Annotated in this window: 20 protein-coding genes and 3 pseudogenes; 13 read left to right on the top strand and 10 right to left on the bottom strand. The window is 64.2% G+C overall.

Going from position 1 to position 24,758, the window contains the following annotated elements; translation table 11 throughout:
• Positions 1-86: 86 nt before the first annotated feature.
• The 5 genes from gyrB to rpsT all read right to left on the bottom strand — a co-directional run bounded on the left by gyrB (position 87) and on the right by rpsT (position 8,272).
• Complete coding sequence (gyrB, locus tag ACVIW0_RS38625; protein WP_461356995.1) at positions 87-2,522, bottom strand: DNA topoisomerase (ATP-hydrolyzing) subunit B; 2,436 nt, start codon at positions 2,520-2,522, stop codon at positions 87-89.
• A 229-nt stretch (positions 2,523-2,751) separates the two neighbouring features.
• Positions 2,752-3,888 carry a DNA replication/repair protein RecF gene (gene recF / locus ACVIW0_RS38620; protein ID WP_461356994.1) on the bottom strand — a complete coding sequence of 379 codons (1,137 nt, stop codon included), beginning with the start codon at positions 3,886-3,888 and terminating at the stop codon, positions 2,752-2,754.
• A gap of 73 nt (positions 3,889-3,961) precedes the next feature.
• Positions 3,962-5,080 (bottom strand): DNA polymerase III subunit beta, encoded by a 1,119-nt coding sequence (dnaN, locus tag ACVIW0_RS38615; RefSeq protein ID WP_461356993.1) that lies wholly within the window; start codon positions 5,078-5,080, stop codon positions 3,962-3,964.
• A gap of 255 nt (positions 5,081-5,335) precedes the next feature.
• Positions 5,336-6,766, bottom strand: a complete 1,431-nt coding sequence (dnaA, locus tag ACVIW0_RS38610; RefSeq protein ID WP_461356992.1) for a chromosomal replication initiator protein DnaA — start codon at positions 6,764-6,766, stop codon at positions 5,336-5,338.
• 1,239 nt (positions 6,767-8,005) lie between these two features.
• On the bottom strand, positions 8,006-8,272 hold the full coding sequence (gene rpsT, locus ACVIW0_RS38605) for a 30S ribosomal protein S20 (protein WP_021077661.1): 267 nt from the start codon (positions 8,270-8,272) through the stop codon (positions 8,006-8,008).
• Between the two features lie 372 nt (positions 8,273-8,644).
• Here rpsT and ACVIW0_RS38600 point away from each other — a divergent pair, with 372 nt between their 5' ends.
• The 3 genes from ACVIW0_RS38600 (at position 8,645) to ACVIW0_RS38590 (ending at position 10,624) form a co-directional block, all read left to right on the top strand.
• Complete coding sequence (locus ACVIW0_RS38600; RefSeq protein ID WP_461356991.1) at positions 8,645-8,962, top strand: hypothetical protein; 318 nt, start codon at positions 8,645-8,647, stop codon at positions 8,960-8,962.
• 136 nt (positions 8,963-9,098) lie between these two features.
• Positions 9,099-9,758, top strand: a complete 660-nt coding sequence (gene msrA, locus ACVIW0_RS38595) for a peptide-methionine (S)-S-oxide reductase MsrA (protein ID WP_461356990.1) — start codon at positions 9,099-9,101, stop codon at positions 9,756-9,758.
• A 116-nt stretch (positions 9,759-9,874) separates the two neighbouring features.
• The gene (locus ACVIW0_RS38590) at positions 9,875-10,624 is read left to right on the top strand and encodes a polysaccharide biosynthesis/export family protein (RefSeq protein WP_461356989.1); all 750 of its coding nucleotides are present in this window, start codon (positions 9,875-9,877) and stop codon (positions 10,622-10,624) included.
• Between the two features lie 117 nt (positions 10,625-10,741).
• On the opposite strand, the pseudogene ACVIW0_RS38585 reads toward ACVIW0_RS38590, so the two are convergent.
• The 3 genes and pseudogenes from ACVIW0_RS38585 to ACVIW0_RS38575 all read right to left on the bottom strand — a co-directional run bounded on the left by ACVIW0_RS38585 (position 10,742) and on the right by ACVIW0_RS38575 (position 12,504).
• Positions 10,742-11,417: pseudogene (locus ACVIW0_RS38585) on the bottom strand (dienelactone hydrolase family protein).
• A 48-nt stretch (positions 11,418-11,465) separates the two neighbouring features.
• On the bottom strand, positions 11,466-11,801 hold the full coding sequence (locus tag ACVIW0_RS38580) for a hypothetical protein (protein ID WP_461356988.1): 336 nt from the start codon (positions 11,799-11,801) through the stop codon (positions 11,466-11,468).
• 35 nt (positions 11,802-11,836) lie between these two features.
• Positions 11,837-12,504: pseudogene (locus ACVIW0_RS38575) on the bottom strand (alpha/beta fold hydrolase).
• A 384-nt stretch (positions 12,505-12,888) separates the two neighbouring features.
• Between ACVIW0_RS38575 and ACVIW0_RS38570 the strand changes: the two are divergent.
• The 4 genes from ACVIW0_RS38570 to ACVIW0_RS38555 all read left to right on the top strand — a co-directional run bounded on the left by ACVIW0_RS38570 (position 12,889) and on the right by ACVIW0_RS38555 (position 18,521).
• Positions 12,889-13,380 carry a (2Fe-2S)-binding protein gene (locus tag ACVIW0_RS38570; protein ID WP_461356987.1) on the top strand — a complete coding sequence of 164 codons (492 nt, stop codon included), beginning with the start codon at positions 12,889-12,891 and terminating at the stop codon, positions 13,378-13,380.
• Positions 13,377-15,662 (top strand): xanthine dehydrogenase family protein molybdopterin-binding subunit, encoded by a 2,286-nt coding sequence (locus ACVIW0_RS38565; RefSeq protein ID WP_461356986.1) that lies wholly within the window; start codon positions 13,377-13,379, stop codon positions 15,660-15,662. The genes ACVIW0_RS38570 and ACVIW0_RS38565 overlap by 4 nt, the downstream gene beginning before the upstream one ends.
• Before the next feature lie 270 nt (positions 15,663-15,932).
• Positions 15,933-17,030 carry an HD-GYP domain-containing protein gene (locus ACVIW0_RS38560; RefSeq protein WP_461356985.1) on the top strand — a complete coding sequence of 366 codons (1,098 nt, stop codon included), beginning with the start codon at positions 15,933-15,935 and terminating at the stop codon, positions 17,028-17,030.
• Between the two features lie 201 nt (positions 17,031-17,231).
• Positions 17,232-18,521: a cytochrome P450 gene (locus ACVIW0_RS38555; protein ID WP_461356984.1), complete on the top strand. Its 1,290-nt coding sequence runs from the start codon at positions 17,232-17,234 to the stop codon at positions 18,519-18,521.
• A 115-nt stretch (positions 18,522-18,636) separates the two neighbouring features.
• Here ACVIW0_RS38555 and ACVIW0_RS38550 read toward each other — a convergent pair whose 3' ends face one another.
• Positions 18,637-20,217 (bottom strand): AMP-binding protein, encoded by a 1,581-nt coding sequence (locus ACVIW0_RS38550; protein WP_461356983.1) that lies wholly within the window; start codon positions 20,215-20,217, stop codon positions 18,637-18,639.
• Positions 20,218-20,401: 184 nt separating this feature from the next.
• The gene (locus ACVIW0_RS38545; protein WP_461356982.1) at positions 20,402-20,821 is read right to left on the bottom strand and encodes a VOC family protein; all 420 of its coding nucleotides are present in this window, start codon (positions 20,819-20,821) and stop codon (positions 20,402-20,404) included.
• 228 nt (positions 20,822-21,049) lie between these two features.
• Between ACVIW0_RS38545 and ACVIW0_RS38540 the strand changes: the two genes are divergently transcribed.
• From ACVIW0_RS38540 to ACVIW0_RS38515, 6 genes and pseudogenes are all read left to right on the top strand, one after another.
• Positions 21,050-22,021: a Bug family tripartite tricarboxylate transporter substrate binding protein gene (locus tag ACVIW0_RS38540; protein WP_461356981.1), complete on the top strand. Its 972-nt coding sequence runs from the start codon at positions 21,050-21,052 to the stop codon at positions 22,019-22,021.
• A gap of 119 nt (positions 22,022-22,140) precedes the next feature.
• The gene (locus ACVIW0_RS38535; protein ID WP_461356980.1) at positions 22,141-22,431 is read left to right on the top strand and encodes a DUF3551 domain-containing protein; all 291 of its coding nucleotides are present in this window, start codon (positions 22,141-22,143) and stop codon (positions 22,429-22,431) included.
• A gap of 118 nt (positions 22,432-22,549) precedes the next feature.
• Positions 22,550-23,029 carry an ArsR/SmtB family transcription factor gene (locus ACVIW0_RS38530; RefSeq protein WP_461356979.1) on the top strand — a complete coding sequence of 160 codons (480 nt, stop codon included), beginning with the start codon at positions 22,550-22,552 and terminating at the stop codon, positions 23,027-23,029.
• Positions 23,014-23,376: pseudogene (locus ACVIW0_RS38525) on the top strand (SRPBCC family protein); the annotation flags it as partial. The gene ACVIW0_RS38530 and the pseudogene ACVIW0_RS38525, both read left to right, overlap by 16 nt.
• Before the next feature lie 19 nt (positions 23,377-23,395).
• Positions 23,396-24,133 (top strand): DUF899 domain-containing protein, encoded by a 738-nt coding sequence (locus ACVIW0_RS38520; protein WP_461356978.1) that lies wholly within the window; start codon positions 23,396-23,398, stop codon positions 24,131-24,133.
• A gap of 156 nt (positions 24,134-24,289) precedes the next feature.
• Positions 24,290-24,646: a DUF1428 domain-containing protein gene (locus ACVIW0_RS38515; RefSeq protein WP_461356977.1), complete on the top strand. Its 357-nt coding sequence runs from the start codon at positions 24,290-24,292 to the stop codon at positions 24,644-24,646.
• The last annotated feature ends 112 nt before the right edge of the window (positions 24,647-24,758 follow it).

Raw genomic sequence — 24,758 nt, 5'->3', positions numbered from 1 at the left:
AGAAATTGTAGCGAGCGGCCCCCGACGCCGTCGTCCTGGCTTTAGCCAGGACGACACTGAATACACACTCTATCAGGTGCAGGCCGTTAGATGTCGATGGTCGCGCTGAGCGAGTTTTCCTGGATGAAGTCGCGCCGCGGCTCGACCACGTCGCCCATCAGCTTTGTGAAGATATCGTCGGCCTCGTCGACTTCCTTGACCTTCACCTGGAGCAGCGAGCGCGCCTCGGTGTCCAGCGTGGTCTCCCACAGCTGCTCCGGGTTCATCTCGCCGAGACCTTTGTAGCGCTGCAGCGAGATGCCCTTGCGGGCGGCATCGGTCACGGCCTCGAACAGGTCGACCGGACCGTGGATGACCTGCTCGGCATCCTTGCGCCGCAGCTTGCCCGCCCGCACGTAGATCTCTTGCAGCTTGGTCGCATATTCGTCGAGCTTGCGCGCGTCGGCCGAGCCGAGGAAGGCGTCGTCGATCACGGCCACTTCCTTGACGCCGCGCACGGTGCGCTCGAACTGGAAGCCATGGCCTTCCGTGAAGGTGCCGACCCAGCCGCGCTCGACCTCTTCGGCCACGGCGTCGAGCCGCTTGGCGATGTATTCGGCCGCCGAGTTGGCGGTGGCGATCTCGCCGGTGATCCTCGGGTTCAGCACACCCGCGATCGCTGCCTGCTCGATCACAGCGCGATTGTAGCGGCTGTGCAGATTGCGCAGCACCGAGCGGATTACGCGGGCGTCCTCGACCAGCGACAGCAGATCACGGCCCGAGCGATCGTCGCCGGAGGCCGGCTTGAACACGCATTCATCGAGCCCGGTCGAGATCAGATAATCCTCCAGCGCGCGCTCGTCCTTCAGATACTGCTCGGACTTGCCGCGCGAGACCTTATAGAGCGGCGGCTGAGCGATATAGAGATAGCCGCCATCGATGATCGAGCGCATCTGGCGATAGAAGAAGGTCAGGAGCAGCGTGCGGATATGGGCGCCGTCGACGTCGGCGTCGGTCATCACGATGATCTTGTGGTAGCGCAGCTTGTCGACCGAGAAATCGTCGCTGATGCCGGTGCCGAGCGCGGTGATCAGCGTGCCGATCTGCTCGGACGACAGCATCTTGTCGGGGCGCACGCGCTCGACATTGAGGATCTTGCCGCGCAGCGGCAGCACCGCCTGGAACTCGCGGTTGCGGCCCTGCTTGGCGCTGCCGCCCGCCGAGTCGCCCTCGACGATGAACAGTTCGGACTTCGCCGGATCCTTCTCCTGGCAGTCGGCGAGCTTGCCGGGCAGCGAGGAGACGCTGAGCGGGTTCTTGCGGGTCAGCTCGCGGGCCTTGCGCGCCGCCTCGCGGGCGGCGGCGGCCTGAATCACCTTGCCGACGATCTCCTTGGCTTCCTTCGGATTCTCCTCGAACCAGGCGGCAAGCGCCTCATTCAGGACGTTCTCGACGACGGGGCGAACCTCCGAGGACACCAGCTTGTCCTTGGTCTGCGACGAGAACTTTGGATCGGGCACCTTCACCGACAGCACCGCGGTGAGACCTTCACGGCAATCGTCGCCGGTCAGCGCGATCTTTTCCTTCTTCGCGTTGGCCTCGGCATAGCCGTTGACCTGGCGCGTCAGCGCGCCGCGGAAGCCGGCCAGATGGGTGCCGCCGTCACGCTGCGGGATGTTGTTGGTGAAGCACAGCACGTTCTCGTGGTAGCTGTCGTTCCACCACAGCGCGGCCTCGACGCCGATGCCGTTCGCTTCCGAACGCACCATGATCGGAGTCGGTACGATCGCCTTCTTGTTGCGGTCGAGATATTTGACGAATTCCTCGACGCCGCCGGAATAATGCATCTCCTCGCGCTTCTCGACCGCGTGGCGCATGTCTGACAGCACGATGTGGACACCGGAATTGAGGAAGGCGAGCTCGCGCAGCCGGTGCTCCAGCGTCGCGAAATCATACTCGATGTTCTTGAAGGTCTCGGTCGAGGCCAGGAAGGTGACCTCGGTGCCGCGCTTGCCCGGCGCATCGCCGACCACCTTGAGCGGCGCCACGGCGTCACCGTGCGCGAACTCGATGTAGTGCTCCTTGTCGTCGCGCCAGATCCGCAGCGCGAGCTTGCTGGACAGCGCGTTGACGACGGAGACGCCGACGCCGTGCAGGCCGCCGGAGACCTTGTACGAGTTCTGGTCGAACTTTCCGCCCGCGTGCAGCTGGGTCATGATGACCTCGGCCGCCGAGACGCCTTCGCCCTTGTGGATGTCGACCGGAATGCCGCGGCCGTCGTCATACACGGTGACGGAATTGTCGGCGTTGAGGGTGACCAGGACGCGGCTCGCATGCCCCGCCAGGGCCTCGTCGATCGCGTTGTCGACGACCTCGTAGACCATGTGGTGCAGGCCGGATCCGTCATCGGTATCGCCGATATACATGCCGGGCCGCTTGCGGACGGCGTCGAGGCCCTTCAGCACCCGGATCGATTCCGCGCCATATTCAGCCGGAATGGGGTGCTCAGATTCGGCAGGGGTCTGCCGGGCAGGTTCAGTCATGTGAGGCCTTCGAGGATGTCCCGAATCAGCTGCGCAATATGAGGCGCTGATTCCGCTATTTGTGCCATGAAAGAGGGGTTGCGCCTAGCGCAAAGTCTCTCTCTACAAACTGTTGAATAAATAGGATTTTTTAGGCCTTTTTCAAGCTCTCCGAAGGCCGATTCCGAACCCTCTGAAAAGCCCGATTCGAGGGCAGATTCGAAGCCCTCACAGAGCCTGCTCCGCGGCGTCAGCCGCGCCGCGTGGCACGGCCGGATTCGACGTCGAAAATCTCCCCGCGCGGGCCGATGTCGACGAAGGCCAGGGGATCGGCGCCGGTCATCCAGACCTGCGCGCCGAGCTTGCCGAGCTCATCGAACAACGCCCTGCGTCTGTTGGGATCGAGATGGGCGACGACCTCGTCGAGCAGCAGCAGCGGCACGATGCCGGTCATCTCCGCGACCATTGTGGCGTGCGCCAGCACCAGTCCGATCAGGAGCGCCTTCTGCTCGCCGGTCGAGGCATCGCGCGCCGGCATGTTCTTCGGCGCGTAGACCACCTGCAGATCGGTCAGATGCGGGCCGTCCAGCGTGCGTCCGGCGGCGGCGTCGCGCGGGCGGCTGGCGCGCAGGATCTCGCGGTAGCGGTCCTCCACCGCGGTCGCGGGCTCCTGCAGCAGCGCATTCTCCATCCAACCGTCGAGCATGATCTCGGCGGACGGGAAGGCAGAGGCTGCGCCGCGCTCGCGCAGCATCACGGCGAGTTTCGCCGCGGTCTGACCGCGCGATGCTGCGACCGCGACCGCAAGCTCCGCGGTCTCGCGCTCGATCGCGTCACACCAATGGTCGTCATAGTTGCGCACCTCGAGCAGCCGGTTGCGCGAGCGCAGCGAACGCTCTAGCGCCGAGACGCGGCTGGAATGCTCGGAATCGATCGCCAGCACCAGGCGGTCGAAGAAGCGCCGCCGTTCGGAGGCGGCGCCCATGAACAGGCCGTCCATCGCCGGCGTCAGCCAGACGATGCGCAGATGATCGCCGAACGCGGTTGCGGACCCTACCGGTTCGCGATCGATGCGGCAGCGCCTCGTGTTGCTTGCCTCGCCGGTCGGCGGATCGATGCCGGTGCCGAGCGTGGCAAGGCCGAGCGCGCCCTCGACTTCGGCCGACACCGCCCAGGAGCCGTCACCCTGGTTGTCGGCGATGTCCTCCAGGGTCGCGCGGCGCAGGCCGCGGCCCGGCGACAGGAACGAGACGGCCTCAATACAATTGGTCTTGCCGGCGCCGTTCGGCCCGACCAGCACCACCATGTCGCCCGCAACCTGCAGCGTCGCCGCCCGGTAATTGCGGAAATGCGTCAGCGACAGGCGATGAATGCGGGACGGGGTCATCTCAGCTCGTCATTGCCGGGCAAGTGCCCAGCCACGACGCAATCTAGTGCTGATGCGCGCGAAGAGAAGTCCGTTACACCCGCATCGGCATCAGCACGTAGAGTGCGCCCTTGCTGTCCTTGTCCTGCACCAGCGTCGGCGAGCCGGGATCGGCGAGCTTGAGCACCGCGACCTCGCCCTCGATCTGGGCGGCGATGTCGAGCAAATAGCGCGAGTTGAAGCCGATATCGAGCGCGTCGGAGGCGTACTCGACCTCGATCTCTTCGGTGGCGCTGCCCGAATCCGGGTTGGTGACCGAAAGGATCAGCTTGCCCGCGGACAATGCGAGCTTCACGGCGCGGCCGCGCTCGCTGGAAATGGTCGAGACGCGGTCGACTGCGGCCTCGAAATCCTTCTTGTCGACCACCAGTTCCTTGTCGTTGTTCTGCGGAATGACGCGGCCATAGTCCGGGAAGGTGCCGTCGATCAGCTTCGAGGTCAGCACCACATTGCCGAGCGTGAAGCGGATCTTGCCGTCCGACAGCTCGATCGAGATCTCGGCGTCGTCGCCCTCGATCAGCCGCTGCACCTCGCCGACCGTCTTGCGTGGCACGATCACGCCGGGCATGCCGGTCGCGCCCTTGGGCAGCGCGAGGTCGATCTGTGCCAGGCGGTGGCCGTCGGTCGCAACGCCGCGCAGGGTCGCCGCCTTGGCGCTGCCGGCGGCGTGCAGATAGATGCCGTTGAGGTAATAGCGGGTCTCTTCGGTCGAGATCGCAAACTGGGTTCGGTCGATCAGGCGCTTGATGTCGGAAGCCGGCAGCGAGAACGAATGCGTCATGTCGCCGGCGGCAAGGCCGGGGAAATCGCTCTCGGGCAGGGTTTGCAGCGTGAAGCGCGAGCGGCCGGCGCGCACCGCGAGCACCGAGCGGTCGCCGTCGGCCTCCAGCACGATCTGCGAACCGTCGGGCAGCTTGCGGACGATGTCGTAGAACATGTGCGCAGGTACCGTGGTCGAGCCGGCGGTTGCCGTCTCGGCGGCCAGGGTCTCCGTCACCTCGAGGTCGAGGTCGGTCGCCTTCAGCGACAATTTGGCGCCTTCGGCGCGGATCAACACGTTGCCGAGAATCGGGATGGTGTTGCGGCGCTCGACCACGCGGTGAACGTGACCCAGCGATTTCAGCAGTTGCGCGCGCTCGACGGTGACCTTCATTGCAATACCCGCCAGATCCCTCAGATGGAAAAGCCGGGCGGCCGTTGAGGGCAGCACCGCGGCGTCGGAAACCCGAAAAGTCGGATCAATACCGGATTTGATCAAACCCTCGGGGGGACCGCAAGGTGGCGCGGATGGCGGGCTGGCGCAAGGGAGACGGCATCTGTTCCCCACGTTTTGGGCCCCCAAAATAGGTCGCTCTCCCCCTTTCAGCAAAGGGGAGGGCGATCGAACGGCGCGGCCTGCGCCGGAGATCTACTCCTGCAGCTGACGCTTCAGCGATTCGACTTCCTCGGACAGCGTCGTATCCTTGGCAACCAGTGCCTCAATCTTGCGCACGGCGTGCAGCACCGTGGTGTGGTCGCGGCCGCCGAAGCGCCGGCCGATTTCCGGCAGCGAGCGCAGGGTCAGCGTCTTCGCCAGATACATCGCAACCTGGCGCGGACGCACCACATTGGCGGTGCGGCGGGACGACAAGAGATCGGAGCGGCTGACATTGTACTGCCGGGCGACCACGCGCTGGATGTCCTCGATCTTGATCCGCTTCGGTTCCTGCGGGCGGATCAGGTCGCGCACCTCGCGCTCGGCCATCTCCAGTGTCACCGGCTGGTTGTTGAGCTTGGAGTGCGCCAAGAGGCGATTGATCGCGCCTTCGAGGTCGCGGCCGTTATGGGTGATGGTGCGCGCCAGATAGTCGAGCACTTCCTCCGGCACGTCGAAGGTCGCATGGTGAGCGCGGGCCGCGGCGACCCGCGACTTGAGAATGCCGAGACGCAGTTCCTCGCCGAGCGAACCCATCTCGACCACGAGGCCGCCGGCGAGCCGCGAACGGACGCGGTCGTCGAGGCTTTCCAGATCGGACGGCGGACGGTCGGCCGCGATCACGACCTGGCGGCCGGCGTCGATCAGCGCGTTCAGCGTGTGGCAGAACTCGGCCTGCGTCGACTTGCCCTGCAAGAATTGCAAATCGTCGATCACGAGCACGTCGATGCCGCGCAGCGCCTCCTTGAATGCCAGCGCCGTCTGCGTCTTCAGCGCGGCGACGAAGCCGTACATGAATTTCTCGGCGGTGAGATACAGCACCTTGCGCTCACCACCGGAATTGCCCGCCCAGGTCACCGCCTGCAGCAGATGCGTCTTGCCGAGGCCGACGCCGGCATGGATGTAGAGCGGATTGAACATCACGGGATCGCCGCGGCGGCCTTCGGCGACCTGGCGCGCCGCCGCATGGGCCAGCGTGTTGGAGCGGCCGACCACGAAGCTTGCGAAGGTCAGGCGCGGATCGAGCGGCGAGCCGCCGAGCGCGTCATGGCTTGCGGACACCGGCGCGGTCGCAACCGAACGCAGCTCAGGCGCGGGACGACCGTCGTGGCGCTCGACACGGCGCACTTCGACCGGAGCAACCGCTTCCTTTGCCGGGGCCATCGCGCGGATCGCGGAGCGCACGGTGAGGTCGATCCGATGCACTTCGGGCATCTCGGCCTGCCAGCAGGTGAGCACGCGGTCGGCGTAGTGCGCCTGGATCCAGCTCTTCAGGAACCGGGTCGGCACCGACAGGTGCACGCTCTCGTCATGCACGCTCTCCAGATCCATCCGTGCAAACCAGCTCGTGTAGACGTCCTCGCCAACGCTCGTCCGCAAACGTCCCTTCACCCGCGACCAGCGATCCTGTTCCGTGTTCGTCATTGCCTTCGTACTTTTCCAAATCTGAGAGATGATAATTGCGAAAGCGCCGTGCAGGTTTCCTGCCACAACGCGACCTCTAGCGGGCGCGGTCCGCTCCGGACAAAGCTCTCCCGTGTGGCGGCCATGCGCCACCCGACAGATCAGCTGTTTGGAGAAGATGCGTCCCGCGAGGTCAGCGCGTACTCGACGGCCGCTCCGGGTGAGAGCCAAGGTCCGAGGGATTGATTACGGCACCACTGGAGATCTGCACTTCAGTTGTCGTTGGTCCGACTGCAGTGATGATACCGTAAGGCATAAGTCCTCCCCCTCCCGCCGCGACATATCGCGGCAAGGTGTCAGCTTGCTCGTGTCTTCAAATTCGAACTGCCGCTACCGAACACCGAAATGCCCGGCGCTTCGCCGCCGCGTGTCGTCGTCAACCCGTTCGCTCGCGCCGCGTTCCCGCTGCCGGATTCCGACGGTAGGCCTGGTCTCTCTTGTTCGATCCCCTAAATAATCGGGGACATCGCCGGAGAAATTTTGACACAGGTCAACCATCCTCATATCGCTATGAGCCGTCAATCCAGCTTCGCTTGGAGAGCGTCGCTAACGCACACACCGCCGCCGATTTGTGCGTCCGCCCTTGGGTCTCAAACCGCGCTGATCTGGAGAGCCGTGGGCGTCGCGAACAAGAAATAAATACACCAAGCGCATTTCCTGACAATCCGTGGATTCGACGGGGATCGCGACTCTTCGCAACTGTTGCGGCGTTGCCGATGCGGAGTTGAGAAAGCAAGTTTTTGAATCACCGCGCAGATTCACGCGCGTCACAAACCACGGTGCAATACCAAAAATTTTTCATAGAAAATTTACATTTGGTCTCGCGCGGGTCATTTTTCCAATCGCTGTCCGGCGCTATGTGCATAAGTAATTCGCGAAGCGTGATTTTTCACGATTACTTTTGCAGGGTAACCCCGCGTCGCTTTTTTGACGCGCGCTATTCCACCTATCTAGCTTAGCGAAGCACAATCTCTGCGCGAGTGCGGCGCGTTAAGCATGTTTAGCCGGTAGAACTACGGACGCGATGAAACATGACACGCGGTTCGTCGCGCGGCAACGCGCAGTCGTCTCGCGCTATGAAACGTCCACGACAAAAAACGTCCACGACAAAACACGAGACAAAAACAAAAAGCCCGGCGCGAGCCGGGCTTCGTGACAGACGTGTTTTTCAGTCGGCTCGCGCGGCGAGCTTCGCGAGCTCTACTTGGCGAGCTTGGCGATGCTCTGCGTGAGGCGCGACACCTTCCGGCTCGCGAGGTTCTTGTGAATGATGTTGCGCTGCGCTGCCTTCATCAGCTCGGGCTCGGCCTTGCGCATCGCCTTGAGTGCCGCCTCGCGGTCGCCGCTCTTGATCGCTTCCTCGACGGTGCGCACCGCGCCACGCATCTGGGTGCGACGCGACTTGTTGACGATAGTGCGGCGGGCAATCTTGCGGGTCGCCTTCTTGGCGGAGGTGGTGTTGGCCATGGTTCTCTAACTGTCCTTCGGCGGTGATCGCTCAGTGGTCGGGCTTGCGCGCACCGGCCGGTTCAAATCTCAACTCTGATGTATTTGTCCAAGGTGTCTGCTTGGGTGTCCTTGAGGCGGCCATCCGAAGAGCGCAAAATGCTGCCCCCGCATGCGGCACTGTCCAAAGAACAGCGGCGGCAGGATTGCGCCCGCCGCCATCGGCCGGTCTTATAGATCGCGCAGGCAGCAGCGTCAACGCTTTCGGGGCCCAAAAAGGGCCGGAAATTGGGCCTCAGGGGGCCGGATAAGCCGCTGAAGAGGTTGAATTTCCGGGGGGCGCCCGGTAAGGCCTGACGACGCGTGGGGCGCGACAGGGAGTTAGAGTGACGCATGATCCGCGGCTTTTTCCGTCTGATCGGCCTTTTGCTGCTGGCTGGCGGCTTCATCTTCATGGTCTATGACGGAGCGCGCTACGTCGCCGACCAGAGCCTGCGGTTCACCCAATTCGGCCAGTTCTGGAACGACATCCATCAGTCGAGCCAGCAGGCATTCCATGTCTGGGTGGATCGCTTTGCGCCGTGGCTCTGGAATGACGTGATCCGCCTGCTGCTGGAGCAGCCGGTGTTCGCGGTGCTCGGCATCGCCGGGATCCTGCTGATGGTCCTGTTCCGGCCGCGCAAGCCCCTGATCGGCTACGCGCGCGACTGACTGCGGCCCTCTCTGGCCGAAGCCGTAAGAAGCCCTTCGTAACAGGGCTCCCATCCTCTGCGTAACGACATATATAGGTGACAGCCGGCCCACAGGCCGTTCGCCGCGTCGGCCGATGTCCCGCCCGGAGGTATCCATGTTGTTCATGCGCAAGACCACCGCGTTGCCGAGTGCCGCCGAGGCGCTGCCGGGCCGCGCGACGCCGATCCCGACTGCGACCACGCATTTCGTCAATGGCAGCAAACTGACGCCGCCTTACCCGCAAGGCCTCGAGCAGGCGGTGTTCGGGCTCGGCTGCTTCTGGGGCGCGGAGCGCAAGTTCTGGGAGCTCGGCGACGGCATCATCACCACCGCGGTCGGCTATGCCGGCGGCCACACGCCGAACCCGACCTATGAGGAAGTCTGTTCGGGGCGCACCGGCCACACCGAAGTGGTACTGGTCGTGTTCGACCCGAAGAAGATCTCCTACGAGAAGCTGTTGAAGACGTTCTGGGAGAACCACAACCCGACGCAGGGCATGCGCCAGGGCAACGACATCGGTACGCAGTATCGCTCCGCGATCTACACCTTCAGCGATGCGCAGCGCAAAGCCGCCGAGCAGTCGCAGGCGATGTATCAGAAGGCGCTTGCCGCCAAGGGGCTCGGCGCGATCACCACCGAGATCGCACCCTCGGGCGAATTCTACTTCGCCGAGGATTACCACCAGCAGTACCTCGCCAAGAATCCGGCGGGCTATTGCGGGCTCGGCGGCACCGGCGTGTCGTGCCCGATCGGCGTCGGCGTCACCGCGGCCTGATGTTGCAAATCGATGGGAGGCTGGGTTTTCCGGCTTCCCGTTCGATCCTTGAAAACTCTTTGTTAACCATAAGTAGTGCAAGACTGGGCCTGTCTCGTAGTTGAGGGATAGGTCCGGTGCCGGTTGCACGCGCGTTACGATTGCCGATCACTGCCGTTGTGGCTGCGCTCGCGCTGTCTGGCTGCATGAGCACGTCCGGTCCGGTTGCCGTCGGCCCGCAAGGCGTCGATGCCGTCACCTACGGCCCGGCCTACGCACCCGGTCCGGTTGCCGATGGCAGCGGCGGTGGTGCGATCAGCGCATTGCGGTCGGCCTTCGCCAGCGCCTCTCCCGGGTACGGCTATGCCGCGCCGGCCGCTGCCCCGGTGGTTTATGCCGCTGCACCCGGTGGGCCCGCCGGCTACGACAATTCCTATCATCTCGGCCCGGGCGACAAGCTCCGTGTCGTGGTCTACGGCCAGGAAGGCCTGACCAACTCCTATGCGATCGACGCCGCGGGCGCGATCACGATGCCGCTGATCGGCTCGGTGCCGGCGCGCGGCCGCACGCCGGCCGGTCTCGCCGGCGAGATCTCGGCGCGGCTGCGCAACGGCTTCATCCGCGAGCCTTCGGTGGCGGTCGAGATCGAGTCCTACCGGCCGTTCTTCATCCTCGGCGAAGTCCAGGCTCCCGGCCAATATCCCTACGTGCCGAACATGACCGTCGAAAGCGCGGTCGCGATCGCCGGCGGCTTCTCGCCCCGCGCCCGCCGCGACAGCGTGACGTTGACGCATACCGATGCCTCCGGCGCCGGCCGCTTCGTGGTGCCGCTGGGCACGCCGATGAGCCCGGGCGATACGCTGTTCGTCGGCGAGCGCTGGTTTTGACGAAGGACAACGTCCTTCGTCATTCCGGGATGGTGCGTTAGCACCAGACCCGGAATCTCGAGATTCCGGGCTCGCGCTGCGCGCGCCCCGGAATGACGGGACGGAAAAAGCGGCGCCCTATTTCCGCAAATGCTTCCCGAAAAATTCCATGCTGCGCGGCCAGGCGATGTCGGCGCTGGTCTTGTCGTAGCTGGCGCGCTCGTCGCAATGGAAGCCGTGCTGCGCGCCGGGATAGATGAAGACCTCGACCTCGGGCCGCTTCGACTTGATGGTCTCGACATCGCTCAAGGGAATGCCGGCGTCCTTCTCGCCGAAGTGCAGTTGTGTCGGCACCGTCGGCTTGTCGTCGGCGAAGCGGATGATGGCGCCGCCGTAATAGCCGATCGCAGCCGACAGCCCTGACAGCTTGGTGGCGGCCGCATAGGCGATGCTGCCGCCGAGGCAGAAGCCGATGATGCCGACCGGTCCGACCGACCTCACCGCGTCGATCGCCGCCTGGCTGTCGCGCAGCATCGCGGCGAAGTCCGGATTGGCGACGAACTTGCGCGCCTCGGCGACTTCGTCGGGGGAATAGCCGCTCTGGAAGTTCGGCGTGATGCGGTCGAAGATCGAGGGCGCAACCGCGGCATAGCCTTCGTTCGCGAGCCGGTCGCAGACCGAGCGGATGTGGTGGTTGACGCCGAAGATCTCCTGGATCACGACGACGGCGCCTTTTGGCGCACTGGTGGGATCGGCGCGATAGGCACCGAGTTCAAATCCCGTCGGAAGCCTTCAGTTTGATGTCTTGTCCCATGGTCCATCCTTGTCATGTTGGGGGTTGCATGAAGTTCGTCGACGAGGGTTAGCGCCACATCCAGTTCTCGCCCCAGTCGGCCTTCCAGCCAGTCAGCCGGTGCTTGCGGAACTGGAGAAATAGGCGGTCGTGATGCGGGAACAGCCCGCTGCCGCCGATATCGCGGAAGGTGAGGAAGATCTCGTTGCCGGGCCGGCCGCTGACATACGTCAGGGGTGTGCCGAGTGCGCGTTGCGCGTCCTCTTTGCCCATGCCGAACACCAGCGGCGTGCTGTTCGACAACGTCGCGGTGAAGGTCGACGGGTCTGTCACGAACGGCAGCTTCTGCGCGCTCGCTTCTGTCGCGGCGGCAGTCAGCAGCAGTGCGACGGCGATCGTCTTCATGGCGTGTCCTTGATCGTTGACTTGCACTTGATCCCTTACTGGGCCTCGAGGCTGTCCAGGAACGGCAGCACGGCCGCGATGAAGGCTTGCGGCTGGTCGATGTTGACGGCGTGGCCGGCGTTCGGGATCACCGCCTTCTGCGCGCCCGGGATCTTCGCCGCCATGTAGTCGGACGCCGCCAGGAACGGTGTGTCGTCGGCGCCGACCACAACCAGCGCTGGCACCTTGATCCGGGCAGTGACTCGATCACCCGCGCATCGCGCTGCGCCAGCATGCCGCGCGCGGCGAGCGCGAGGCCCCTGGCGTTGCGATGCGCGACAGTCGCGCGCTCGGCGCTCAGCGATTTCAGCACGTCGAGCCCTTCACGATCGAACCGGTCGCCGGTGTCGCGGGCGCGCTTGTTCCAGACCTCGCGGGCATCGTCCTTCTTGAAGCCGGGGCCGGTGTCGATGATCAGGAGCGCGCGCACCCGCTCGGGATGGGCGCGGTGGAAGGCCAGCGACATGTAGCCGCCGAGCGACAGCCCGCCGACGATCGCCTGGTCGGCGCCGGCGGCATCGAGCAGGGCGGCGATGTCGCCCACGGTCAGGGCCTCACTATAAGCATCCGGATCGTCGGGATAGTCGGACTGGCCGTGCCCGCGCATGTCCCAGATAATGAGCTTGTGCCGCTTCGACAGTGCCTCGATCTGGCCCTGCCACATCGCCGAGGTCGACGAATAGCCGTGGGTGAGAATCAAGGGCACGCCGCTGCCGTGAATCTCATAATAGATGTCGACGCCGCTACGGTTGAGCTTGGCCATTGACGGGCTCCTTCTGTTGTCGACGTCAGGTCCGGCGAATACCGACCTTGGTAGGAGTGATCGATACGGCATCAATACTGGCATTTCAAAAACTTCATGCCGTTGCCGCATCGCACAACAAGCAGTTTCCGAAATTTATTCTTTTCGATCAATTCCAAATTGGATTGCCTCCAGCCGGGAACCGGATCATTGTTTCGGCAACTGTCGCTTACCCGGTGGGCGTCAGTCATGACCCAACAGTGAGTTGCCGCCGTAAGCGGCTTCCGACACCGGAAGGGGAGAGAGATGCCAAATCTCAATATCAACGGACGGAGTATGTCCGTCGAGGCGGCCAATGACACGCCGCTGCTTTGGGTCATCCGCGAGCAATTGCAGATGACGGGCACCAAGTTCGGCTGCGGCGCCGGTCTCTGTGGCGCCTGCACGGTTCACGTCAACGGCGAAGCGGTGCGGTCCTGCCAGACCTCGGTCGCCGACGCCGTCGGCAAAAAGATCACCACCATCGAAGGCCTCTCGCCTAAGGGCGATCATCCCTTGCAGAAGGCTTGGATCGCCGAGCAGGTGCCGCAATGCGGCTACTGCCAGTCCGGCCAGATCATGCAGGCGGCAGCGCTGCTGTCGAAGAACACCAACCCGACCAAGGAAGAAGTGGTCGCGCATATGGACGGCAATCTCTGCCGTTGCATGACCTATTCACGAATTCAGAAGGCGATCATGCGCGCTGCGTCCGACATGCGCACCGCATCGGCCACCGGATCCGAGCGGAGGGCCACATGAACAAGCACGTGAAGAACCTCGCTCCCGAGACGACCGATCTCAGCCGCCGTTCCTTCCTGGTCGGCACCGCTGCGACCGGCCTCGTGCTCGGCTACGCCGCGTCCGGCATCGACCAGGCGCTCGCGGCGCCCGCACCCGCCAATTTCGAGCCGAGCGTCTGGTATGCGATCGCGCCCGATGGCATCGTGACCGTGACCTGCGGCAAGGCCGATATGGGCCAGCACGTCGCCTCGACCATGGCGCAGATCGTCGCCGAAGAGCTCGGCGCGTCCTGGAAGGACATGCGGGTCCAGCTCGCCTCCAACGACCCGAAGTACAACGATCCCGTGCTCGGCGCGCAGATCACCGGCGGCAGCTGGTCGACGATGATGAACTTCGACGCCATGAGCCGCGCCGGCGCTGCCGGCCGGATCGCATTGACCGAGGCGGCGGCCGCCTCGATGGGCGTGCCGGCCAGCGAGCTGGTGGTGCGCGCGTCGACGATCAGCCATCCGAAGTCGAAGAAGTCGATGTCGTTCGCCGACGTCGTGAAGAGCGGCAAGGCGACCAAGACATTCACGGCTGACGATCTGAAGGCGATCAAGCTGAAGACGCCCGATCAGTACACCATGATCGGCGTGTCGGTGCCGCAGCTCGACATTCCGTTCAAGGTCAACGGCACCGCGAAGTACGGCATCGACACGATGCTGCCGGGCATGGTCTACGGCGCGCTGGTCACCCCGCCGGTGCGCTACGGCGCCACCGTCAAGTCGGTCGACGACAGCGCGGCCAAGAAGGTGCCGGGCTTCATCAAGGCCGTCACCCTCGACGACAAGACCACCACCACGACCGGCTGGGTCGTCGCGGTCGCCAGCACCTATGCCAATGCCAAGAAGGCGGCCGAGGCGCTGAAGATCAGCTATGACGGCGGTCCGAACGCCAAACTGTCGAGCGAGTCGCTGCTCGCCGAGGCCAAACGGCTTCAGGGCCTGAGCGATTCCGGTCAGTTCTTCGTCAAGGACGGCGATCCGGATGCGGCCTACGGCTCGGCGGCCAAAGTGCTGGAGGCGGAGTACACCACCAACATCAACATCCATGCGCCGATGGAGCCGATGAACGCCACCGCGGAGTTCAAGGGCGACATCCTGCACATCTATTCCGGCAACCAGTTCGCGACGCGCTCCGGTGCGATCGCAGCCGGCGCCGCCGGGATCGATCCGAAGTTCGTGGTGATGCATCAGGCTTGGCTCGGCGGCGGCTTCGGCCGGCGTCTCGACGCCGACATGATGGTGCCCGCGGTGCAGGCGGCGAAGGCCGTCGGCAAGCCGGTCAAGGTCATCTATACGCGCGAGAACGACATGACGATGGATTTCTCGCGTCCGCTGACCTACCAGAAGGTGAAGGCAGGCGTGGACGGCGACGGCAAGATCGTCGCGATGAGCCACGACGTGGTGTCGGCCTGGCCGACCGCGCGCTGGGGAATTCCTGATTTCCTCACGCCCTCGGTCGACAAGAAGGGTCCGCTCGATTCCTTCACGGTGAACGGGGCGGACTTCTTCTACACCGTGCCCAACCACTATGTGCGGGCGATCAAGAACGAGATGGCGCACAACGCCACCCCGTCCGGTCAGCTCCGTTCGGTGGCGCCGGGCTGGACGTTCTGGGCGGTCGAAAGCATGATCGACGAGATCGCGCATGCGACCGGCAAGGACCCGGCGCAGCTGCGCATCTCGCTGCTCGACGGCAAGGGCAAGAATGACGGCGGCGCGCAGCGTCTCCGCAACACCTTGCTCGCTGCGATGGGTCTCGCCGGCTACGGCACCAAGCAGCTGCCGAAGGGCGAAGGCATGGGCGTGGCCTGCGTGTCATCGCAGGAGCGCGCCACGGCGAGCTGGACCGCCTGCGTCGCCCATGTCGCCGTCGCCCCGTCGGGCGAGGTGACGGTGAAGAAGCTGACGGTTGCGACCGACGTTGGGACGCAGGTGAATCCCGACGGCATCCGCGCCCAGGTTGAGGGCGCGGCGCTGTGGGGCATGTCACTGGCGCTGTTCGAGAAGGCGACGTTGAAGGACGGCGGCATCGAGCAGACCAACTTCGACAGCTACACGCCGCTTCGAATGAGCCAGCTGCCGGAGGTCGCGGTCAACGTCATCGCCAATGGCGAGAAGGCGACCGGCGTCGGCGAGCCCGGCGTGACGGTGGTGGCGCCGGCGATCGGCAACGCGGTCTTCAATGCCGTCGGCGCCCGCGTCCGCGGCCTGCCGATCACCGCGGAAGCGGTCAAGGCGGCGATGAAGGCGTAATGGCCTGAACCAACGAAGACGCCGGAGAGCGCTGAGCTCTCCGGTGTTTTTCTTTTGGGTCGTGCGTGGATGAAGCCGCAAGAATTCATGAGTCGTCGCCGACGCGGCCGGCTCCATCCATTTCCGGCCGGCCTGATTTTGCAGGCGAATTCCACGATCGTTCAAATTGCGCCTATTGCGCTCAACCATCGTTCAGCATCCCCATTAAGCCGGAGGGAACGCATCGTCAGGTAGCGTCCGGGCGTCGGTCGTTACCGCGACGGGGATGTCATGACTGCCTTGGCCAATAATCAGACTTCGAAGCGCCGCCTCCTGCTGGCGTCGGATCGAAGCGATCAGAGCAACGAACTCGCCAGCATCCTGCGTTCGGTGGGCGAGGTCGATACCGTTCCGACATCAGATATTCCCGAGCAGCCGGCCCGCGATCTCTCCGGCATCGTCGTCGACATCAATTTGCGCTCGCCCGAAGCCGTGCAATTGGTCCGCAGCAAGCTGCAGGCCGATGCCTATCGCGAGATGCCACGGCTGTTCGTGCTGGCGGATGCGCTGCATCATGCCTCGATGCAGGCCTGGGCGCTCGGCGCCACCGATACGATCTCGCGGCCGTTCGATGCGCGCGGCATCCTGCAGCGCATCCGTGCCGCATTTCCTGACGACAGCGGCTATGACGAGACCGACCGCGGCAAGGCACTCAACCGCGGCGTCGAAGCCGCGCATGGCGTGATGGTCAAGATGTTCGAGCGGATGCGCGCCGGCGAGCCGCTCAAGTTCGAGGACATCGTCGCCGCCGAAAACAAGATCCTCAAGGCGATCAAGCACAATTCGCTGCGTGAATGGCTGACCAAGGTCGGCTGCCATCATCAGGAGACCTATCGCCACTGCCTGTTCGTGACCGGCTTTGCGGTCGCCTTCGCGCAGCATCTCGGCATGCGCGACGACGACCAGCGCCGGCTCGCCCGCGCCGCGCTGCTGCACGATGTCGGCAAGGCCTTCGTTCCGGTCGCGCTGCTCGACAAGCCCAGCGCGTTGACGGTCGAGGAAATGGCCGAGATGCGCGAGCATCCGCGCCGCGGCTACGAGGCGCTGTCCGCGCAGGGCGGCTTCCCGCCGGAAATGCTCGACGTGATCCTGCATCACCACGAATTCCTCGACGGTACCGGTTATCCCAACGGTCTTTCCGGCAATCAGATCAGCGACATCGTCCGTATCACCACGATTGTCGACGTCTATGCCGCCCTCGTCGAGAAGCGCGCCTACCGGCTGCAGTTCACCCACGCCAAGGCGTTCTCCATGATGGAGGAGATGGGCGGCAAGCTCGACCAGCAATTGCTGCAGGCGTTCCGCCCGGTGGCATTCGGGCATTATTAGGTACGTCATTCCGGGGCAACGCGGAGCGTTGAACCCGGAATCTCGAGACTCCCCGGTGCGCAATTGCGCAGCTGAGGTTCGATGCTGACGCATCGCCCCGAAATCTCGTGCAAGGCACTAGCCAATCAACGCAAGTCGTCCTCCTTACCTCCGCCTAGATTCCGGTGATCATCGGCGAGACCGATGCGGGTGAGGACGATCATGGACACGGCAACGACCGGGGATCTCGGCATCCCTGCTGACATCGCGGCAACCCTCGTGGATCCCATCGCCTATGCCGACGACCGCATTCATGCCAGCTATCGCTGGCTGCGTGCCAACAATCCGCTGGGGATCGCCCGGCCGGACAAGTTCGATCCGTTCTGGGTGGTGACCAAGCACGCCCATATCCAGGCGATCAGCCGGCAGAACGACCTGTTCCACAATGCCGACCGGCCGACCACGCTGACCAACCAGGCGCTCGAGGAGCGCGTGCGCAAGATCACCGGTGGGCCCAATCTGGTGCGCTCGCTGGTGCAGATGGATGCGCCCGACCATCCGAAATACCGCGCGCTGACCCAGGGCTGGTTCATGCCGGCCAATCTCGGCAAGTTCGAAGGCCGTGTGCGCGAGATCGCGCGCGCGACGGTGCAGCGCATGCTGGACCGCGGCGGCGCCTGCGATTTCGTCGAGGACGTCGCGCTCGGCTATCCGCTGCATGTCATCATGGAGATCCTCGGCGTGCCCGAGGCGGACGAGCCGCGCATGCTGAAGCTGACGCAGGAGCTGTTCGGTCCGCAAGATCCGGATACGGCGCGGGTCCGCGATGCGCTCAGCGCCGAGCAGGTCTCCGTGATGCTGCAGGCGATCATCGCCGACTTCTCGGCCTACTTCCGCAAGATCACCGAGGAACGCCGCCAGAACCCGCGCGACGATCTCGCCACCGTCATCGCCAATGCGAAGATCGGCGGCGACTACATGCCGGAGCACGATCAGACCAGCTATTACATGATCGTCGCCACCGCAGGCCACGATACCACCTCATCCTCGACTGCAGGCGCGATCTGGGCGCTGGCCAGGGACCCCGCGGAATTCGCCAAGGTGAAGGCCAACCCCGACTTGATCCCGGGCCTGGTCGACGAAGCGATCCGCTGGATGACGCCGGTCAAGCATTTCATGCGCTCGGCCACATCAGATGCCGAGCTCGGCGGCCGCAAGATCGCCAAGGGCGATTGGCTGATGCTGTGCTACGCCTCGGGCAATCGCGACGAGGAGGTGTTCGAGGACCCGGACCGCTTCCGCAGCGACCGCAAGCCCAACCGCCATGTCGCATTCGGCTACGGCGCGCATCTCTGCCTCGGCCAGTATCTCGCCAAGCTCGAGATGCGCATCCTGTTCGAGGAACTGCTGCCGCACCTGAAATCGCTGTCGCTCGACGGCGAGGTGAAGATGACGCAAGCCTATTTCGTCAACGGCCCGAAGAAGCTGCCGATTAGGTTCGAGGTGAATTGACCACCTGTCATTCCGGGATGGTCCGAAGGACCAGGCCCGGAATCTCGAGGTTCCCCGATGCGCAATTGCGCATCTGAGGTTCGATGCTTTGCATCGCCCCGGAACGACATTGTGTCTACTCCAGCATCTTGCGCAGTTCCGCCTTCGCGACCTTCTCCAGCGTCGAGCGCGGCATCTCGTCGACGAAGCGGATTTCGCGGGGCACCTTGAAGTCCGCGAGGCCCGCACGGCACGCGGTCATGACCTTGTCGTGCAGATCAGCAGGCAGAGCCGCAACGCCGGTGTGCGGGATGATGAAGACGACCGGCACTTCATCCAGCATCGGGTGCTTCTTCGCCACCACGGCGGCTTCGCGGACGCCAGGCACCACCGCGATCACCTGCTCGATCTCGGAGGCCGCGACGTTCTCGCCGCCGACCTTCAGCATGTCCTTGGAGCGGTCGCCGAACTTGATGAAGCCGTGCTCCAGCATCGTGACGCGGTCGCCGGTGATGAAATAGCCGTGCTCGTCGAAGCTCTCGCGCGTCGCTTTCTCGTTGTGCAGGTACTCGGCAAACAGCGAGAGGCCGGGAACGCCCTTGATCAGGAGATTGCCGGTCTCGCCGACGCCGGTCGGCGTGCCGTCATCATTGACGATGCGGATTTCGTATTCAGGCGCGGCGCGGCCGATCGACATCGGCGTGTTGGGTTGATCGACCTCGCCGATGATGCCGTGGGTGATGGTCTCGGTCATGCCCCACCAGCCGATGATCTTGATGCCGAACACGGCGAAGGCCGGCGGCGCGTTCACCGCGGTGCCCCAGAGCCGGAACTTGTGGTTCTTCGGCACCTCGTGCTCGAGCAGCGCCCGCATGCAGAACGGGATCGTCGAGGTCCAGGTCGAGCCGTGCTCGAGCGCCACCGGCCAGAACCGGCTCGCCGAGAAGCGCGGCTGGATCACGCAGGTCGCCCCGACCCATAGGCTCGCCAGCATCGAATAGGCCAGCGCATTGGTGTGAAACAGCGGCAGATAGGTCTGATGCACGTCAGAGGCGTGCAGGTCCTGATGCGCGGCGTTGATCTTTGCCCCCCACAGCGCGTTGGCGTGGGTCCACAGCACCGCCTTCGGCCGCGACGTGGTGCCGGAGGTGTATTGCACGCTGCAGGGTGCGAGCGGATCGATCGGGCGGCGCGGCCGGTCGGCGCTGTCGGCGAACAGCGCGTCGAAACTGTCGCCATGCGCGGGTGCCTGCGCCGGCGCTTGGCCGGCGTCGTGCGAGGTCACCGCGATCCAGCGCAGCCCCTTGCAGTTGGCCGCGATCAGTTCGGCATAGGCCGGCTGCGTAATCGCGGCGACCGCGCCGCAATGGCCGGCAAAATATTCGATCTCGGCCGCCGCCGAGCGGGTGTTGGTGGTGACGGCGATGGCGCCGAGCTCGACACAGGCGAACCACGACATGATCGCTTCGATGCAATTGTCGAGATGGATCAGGACGTAGTCGCCCTGCCGGATGCGGCGCTTGGCGAGGCCTGCCGCCAGCGCGCCGACCCGCTCATGGAATTCGCCGTAGCTCCACTGCCGTGCCGGCGCGTCGAACGGCGCCCAGATCAGGAATGGATGATCGCGGCGTACCTCGGCGCGCATTCTCAGCAGCCATGGCACATCGAGCCCGGCAAATGGTCCGACGATTCCCGGCACCGGCTTTGAACTGGTCATATGTCCTCCCGCAGCCTTGGCGACCGCCCTTGATCTTGGTTGGGGGCAGTTCTGCCATTGGCGTGCGCCGAGCGCAAATCGGGATTTGCAGAGCAATGTTGCGCCGAAGCGATCTGTTCCGCCGCACGGAAGAGCTATTGTCCGCACCTATGAGCGGGCGCGCATCGGCTGCCTCGCAATGATGCTAGGTCGCGTCTCGTTCATACGACGAGATCTCGATCAGGCTACCGTCGGGGTCGCGGCAATAGACCGAGCGCAGCGTGCCGCGCGCGCCCTGCCTGGCGACCGGACCCTCCTCGATCTTGACGCCGTTCGCCTTGAGATGCGCGACCACCTCCTCAGGCGTGCTCGAGGTGAGGAAGCAGAGATCGTCGCTGCCTGCGGCCGCGTGATCGGCGGTGAACCAATCCACCTTATCGGCATCGTGCGGCCGCACATTGATCTTCTGGTTGCCGAACACCAGCGAGGTGCGCGGTGTCTTGCCCTTGCCGGGGTCGAACACCTTCACCTCCATGCCGAGGATCCTGCTGTACCAGGCAACCGAGCGCACGACATCGCTGACGTTGATCACGAGATGGTCGAGCCCATTCACCTTGACGGACATGATCGATCCTCTTTGGTCCAGAGCGTTTTCGAGCGAAGTGGACACCGGTTCGCGTGAAGAAAACGCGTCATAACAAATTGCAGCTTAGTCTTTCGTTTAGTCTTTCGTCGCGGTCGGCGGCGCACGTATCGCACTGGCCGCCTCACACATTGTTTGTTAAAACCGCGCCGCACGCAACGCAACAGAAACGGGCAGGGCACCAAACCCCGCCGGATCGGGAGAGACTTCATGATTTCACGCCGCACCGCGCTGGGCCTGATCGGGTCGGGGATTTCGACATTCGCGATCGGCCGTGCGTCCGCAGCCGACTATCCGGCGCGGCCGGTGCGCTGGATCGTGGGTTATCCGCCGGGCGGCGCCACCGACATCATCGCGCGCCTGATCGGACAGCGGCTGTCGGAGAAGCTCGGCCAGCAATTCGTGATCGAGAACAAGCCGGGCGCCGGCAACAATATCGGCACCGAGGCTGCGATCAACGCCGAGCCGGACGGCTACACCGTGCTGCTGGTCAATCCGGCGAACTACATCAACGCCTCGCTCTACGCCAATCTGAAGTTCAACTTCGTGCGCGACGTCGCGCCGGTTGCTTCGTTCAACCGCGTGCCGAACGTGATGACCGTCAACAAGGACGTGCCGGCCAAGACCGTCGCCGAGTTCATCGAATATGTGAAGGCCAATCCCGGCAAGGTGAACATGGCCTCGTCCGGCAACGGCACCTCGGTGCATCTCTCCGGCGAGATGTTCATGTCGATGACCGGCTGCAAGATGCAGCACGTGCCGTATCGCGGCGCTGCGCCCGCGATCACCGACATGCTCGGCGGCCAGGTGCAGGTGATCTTCGACAACATGCCCTCGATCATCCAGCACATCCGCTCCGGCTCGCTGCGCGCGCTCGGCGTCACCACGGCGGAGCGGTCCTCGCAGCTGCCCGACGTGCCGGCGATCGCGGATACCGTGAAGGGCTACGAGGCGAGCGCGCTGTTCGGCATGGGTGCGCCGAAGAACACGCCGAAGGAACTGATCGCCAAGCTCAACACCGAGATCAACGCCGTTCTCGCCGAGCCCGACATGCGCAAGCGCCTGGTCGAGCTCGGCGGCGATTCGCTGATCCAGACGCCGGAAGCCTTCGGCAACGACATCAAGGCCGAGACCGACAAGTGGAAGAAGGTCGTCGAGTTCGCCGGCCTCAAGGTCGAGTAGCCGTCGCGGGTACGGAGATGCCCGGCCTTCGGCGGGCCTTGACGCGGAATAAAATGAGCTTCAGGAACCTTACCCAAGATGCCGCGCTTTGATCGCTGCGGCTTCGAAGGAGGCGGATCATGCGCACATCGCGATTGGCAGTGCTTGTTTTGGGGGCGATGACGCTTGCCGGTGCGGCGAGCATCAAGCCCGCGTCCGCCGATCCGTATGACTATCCCTGGTGCGCGCAGGGCCCGAGCCTCGGCTATCCCGGCGAATGCGCCTACCAGACCTACGATCAGTGCGCGGCGAGCGTGTCCGGGCGCTATCTCGCCTGCGGCGAGAACCCGCGCTTCCTGTTCCGCGAGCCGCCGCCACCACCGCCGCCACGCCGCCATCACCGCCGGCACCGGACCGTCTACCCCGATTAGGTTCACCGCACGGCGCCGGTGCCGCTGTCTCCAATCCGATCCTCACCCTGCGTTCCGTCTAACGCGATCGTGAAGCATTCCGCTTGACGCCGCGTCGTTTGCGCTTATACTAAACCACATGGTTAAGTATCAAGACGAGACGCTGGACCGCACCTTCGCGGCGCTTTCCGATCCTACCCGCCGCGCGCTGCTGGCGCGGCTCGGCGAGCAGGACGGCCTGTCGGTGAGCGAGCTGGCGCAGCCATTCGCGATGTCGTTGCCTGCGATCATGAAGCACCTCGACGTGCTCACCGATGCCGGCCTCGTCACGCGCGAAAAGACCGGCCGTACCGTGGCGTGCCGGCTCACCGCGAGGCCGATGGAGCAGGCGATGAACTGGCTCAATCGCTACGCGCAATTCTGGTCCGACAATCTCGATCGCCTGGCCGCTTTTGTGGAGGAAGACCCATGGCAAACCAATCGGCAAACCAATCGGCAAACAAATCTGCAGTCGCTGCCGACGCCGGCCTTGCCGCGCGTCCAAGTCTCACCCTCACGCGGCGGCTCCGCGCGCGGCCGGAAAAAGTCTACGCCGCGTGGACCGAGCCGGAAGACCTAGCGCGGTGGTTTGGCCCCGGGCAGATCAAGCCCGGCACGACAGAGGCCGAACTCGATGTTCGCGTCGGCGGGCGCTACCGGATCAAGTTTACCGGTTCGAACGGCGAATATCACGAGGTCGGCGGCATCTATCGCGAGGTGGTGCCGAACGAGAGGCTGGTGTTCAGTTGGGCCTGGCCTTCGACGCCGGAGCGCGTGTCCGAGGTGACGGTATCGATCAAGCCCGACGGGGGCGGCACCTTGCTCACCTTCCATCATGCGCAGTTCGTCGACGAGACCGCCCGCGACAACCACCAGCGCGGCTGGACCGAGTTCCTCGGCAATCTGGAACAATATGTCGACGCCTGACCCTGCAAAGGAGCATGCCATGTCACAGCACACAATCGTTTCGCGCGAACAATGGATCGCGGCCCGCAAGGCGCTGATGATCAGCGAGAAGCAACTGACCCAGGCCCGCGAAGCGGTGAGCCGGCAGCGCCGCGAACTGCCCTGGGTCAAGGTCGACAAGGACTATGTGTTCGACGGGCCGGACGGCAAGGTGACACTCGGCGATCTCTTCAAGGGCCGGCCGCAGCTCGTGGTGCAGCATGTGATGTTCGCGCCGGAGTGGGACGCCGCCTGCAAGAGTTGCTCGTTCTGGGTCGACGGCTTCGAGCGCATGGTCCCGCATCTGGCTGCCCGCGACACCACGATGATCGCGATCTCGCTCGCGCCGTTCGCCAAGCTCGAGGCCTTCAAGCAGCGGATGGGCTGGACCTTCGACTGGGTGTCGTCCGGGGGCAATGACTTCAATTACGACTATGGCGTTTCGTTCACGCAAGACCAGATCGATGCAGGGGACGCGAAGTACAACTATGGAACGACCCCGCTCTACGGTCCTGAATTGCCCGGCATCAGCGTGTTCTTCCGCGACGAGGCGGGAAACGTGTTCCACACCTATTCGACCTTCGCGCGCGGCCTCGACATGATGAATGCCGCCTATCACTATCTCGACCTGACGCCGCTCGGCCGCCACGAGGAGGGCCTGCCCTATCCGATGGACTGGGTGCGGCTACGTGACCAGTACCAACCGGCGCCGGTTCAGGCATCCTGCTGTCACAGCTGACGCATCACGTCATTCCGGGGCACGCGAAGCGTGAACCCGAAATCTCGAGGTTCCCCGACGCGCAATTGCGCGCCTGAGGTCTGGTCCTTTGGACCATCCCGGAACGACGGTGAGTTGTCGGCGCGCGCTCATCGCAATATCAGCAGGACTCGTCCCATGCCTTACGTCGATGGTTTCGTCGTCGCCGTACCGAAGAAGAAACTCAAAGCCTATGCCAAGCTCTCGAAGATGGCCGGCAAGGTCTGGCGCGAACATGGCGCGCTGGATTATCGCGAGTGGGTCGCGGACGACGTCAAGCCGGGCAAGCTGACCTCGTTTCCGCAAAGCGTGAAACTGAAGGCCGGCGAAACCGTCGTGTTCGCCTGGATCACCTACAAGTCGCGCGCCCAGCGCGACAGGATCAACGCCAAGGTGATGGCCGATCCCCGCCTGGAATCAATGGGCAAGGACGACGTGCCGTTTGATCTCAAGCGGATGATCTACGGCGGCTTTGCGAGCCTCGTGAAGGTCTGACGCGCTTTCGCCGCAATTCGCGCGGTAACCAGCTGTTAAACATCCCGATCGGCCGGCGGTGCGACGCCGCTTGCGTTTACTTGGCGGTCCCGTATACTTTGCATTACAAAGT

The sequence above is a fragment of the Bradyrhizobium sp. USDA 4454 genome, from assembly GCF_054822705.1.
This window is presented reverse-complemented; position numbering and strand designations above follow the sequence as displayed.

Coding starts and splice junctions, on each gene's coding strand:
- gyrB (WP_461356995.1), bottom strand. CDS start 2,522: ATGACTGAACCTGCCCGGCAGACCCCTGCCGAATCTGAGCACCCCATT.
- recF (WP_461356994.1), bottom strand. CDS start 3,888: ATGACCCCGTCCCGCATTCATCGCCTGTCGCTGACGCATTTCCGCAAT.
- dnaN (WP_461356993.1), bottom strand. CDS start 5,080: ATGAAGGTCACCGTCGAGCGCGCGCAACTGCTGAAATCGCTGGGTCAC.
- dnaA (WP_461356992.1), bottom strand. CDS start 6,766: ATGACGAACACGGAACAGGATCGCTGGTCGCGGGTGAAGGGACGTTTG.
- rpsT (WP_021077661.1), bottom strand. CDS start 8,272: ATGGCCAACACCACCTCCGCCAAGAAGGCGACCCGCAAGATTGCCCGC.
- ACVIW0_RS38600 (WP_461356991.1), top strand. CDS start 8,645: ATGATCCGCGGCTTTTTCCGTCTGATCGGCCTTTTGCTGCTGGCTGGC.
- msrA (WP_461356990.1), top strand. CDS start 9,099: ATGTTGTTCATGCGCAAGACCACCGCGTTGCCGAGTGCCGCCGAGGCG.
- ACVIW0_RS38580 (WP_461356988.1), bottom strand. CDS start 11,801: ATGAAGACGATCGCCGTCGCACTGCTGCTGACTGCCGCCGCGACAGAA.
- ACVIW0_RS38570 (WP_461356987.1), top strand. CDS start 12,889: ATGCCAAATCTCAATATCAACGGACGGAGTATGTCCGTCGAGGCGGCC.
- ACVIW0_RS38565 (WP_461356986.1), top strand. CDS start 13,377: ATGAACAAGCACGTGAAGAACCTCGCTCCCGAGACGACCGATCTCAGC.
- ACVIW0_RS38560 (WP_461356985.1), top strand. CDS start 15,933: ATGACTGCCTTGGCCAATAATCAGACTTCGAAGCGCCGCCTCCTGCTG.
- ACVIW0_RS38555 (WP_461356984.1), top strand. CDS start 17,232: ATGGACACGGCAACGACCGGGGATCTCGGCATCCCTGCTGACATCGCG.
- ACVIW0_RS38550 (WP_461356983.1), bottom strand. CDS start 20,217: ATGACCAGTTCAAAGCCGGTGCCGGGAATCGTCGGACCATTTGCCGGG.
- ACVIW0_RS38545 (WP_461356982.1), bottom strand. CDS start 20,821: ATGTCCGTCAAGGTGAATGGGCTCGACCATCTCGTGATCAACGTCAGC.
- ACVIW0_RS38540 (WP_461356981.1), top strand. CDS start 21,050: ATGATTTCACGCCGCACCGCGCTGGGCCTGATCGGGTCGGGGATTTCG.
- ACVIW0_RS38535 (WP_461356980.1), top strand. CDS start 22,141: ATGCGCACATCGCGATTGGCAGTGCTTGTTTTGGGGGCGATGACGCTT.
- ACVIW0_RS38530 (WP_461356979.1), top strand. CDS start 22,550: ATGGTTAAGTATCAAGACGAGACGCTGGACCGCACCTTCGCGGCGCTT.
- ACVIW0_RS38520 (WP_461356978.1), top strand. CDS start 23,396: ATGTCACAGCACACAATCGTTTCGCGCGAACAATGGATCGCGGCCCGC.
- ACVIW0_RS38515 (WP_461356977.1), top strand. CDS start 24,290: ATGCCTTACGTCGATGGTTTCGTCGTCGCCGTACCGAAGAAGAAACTC.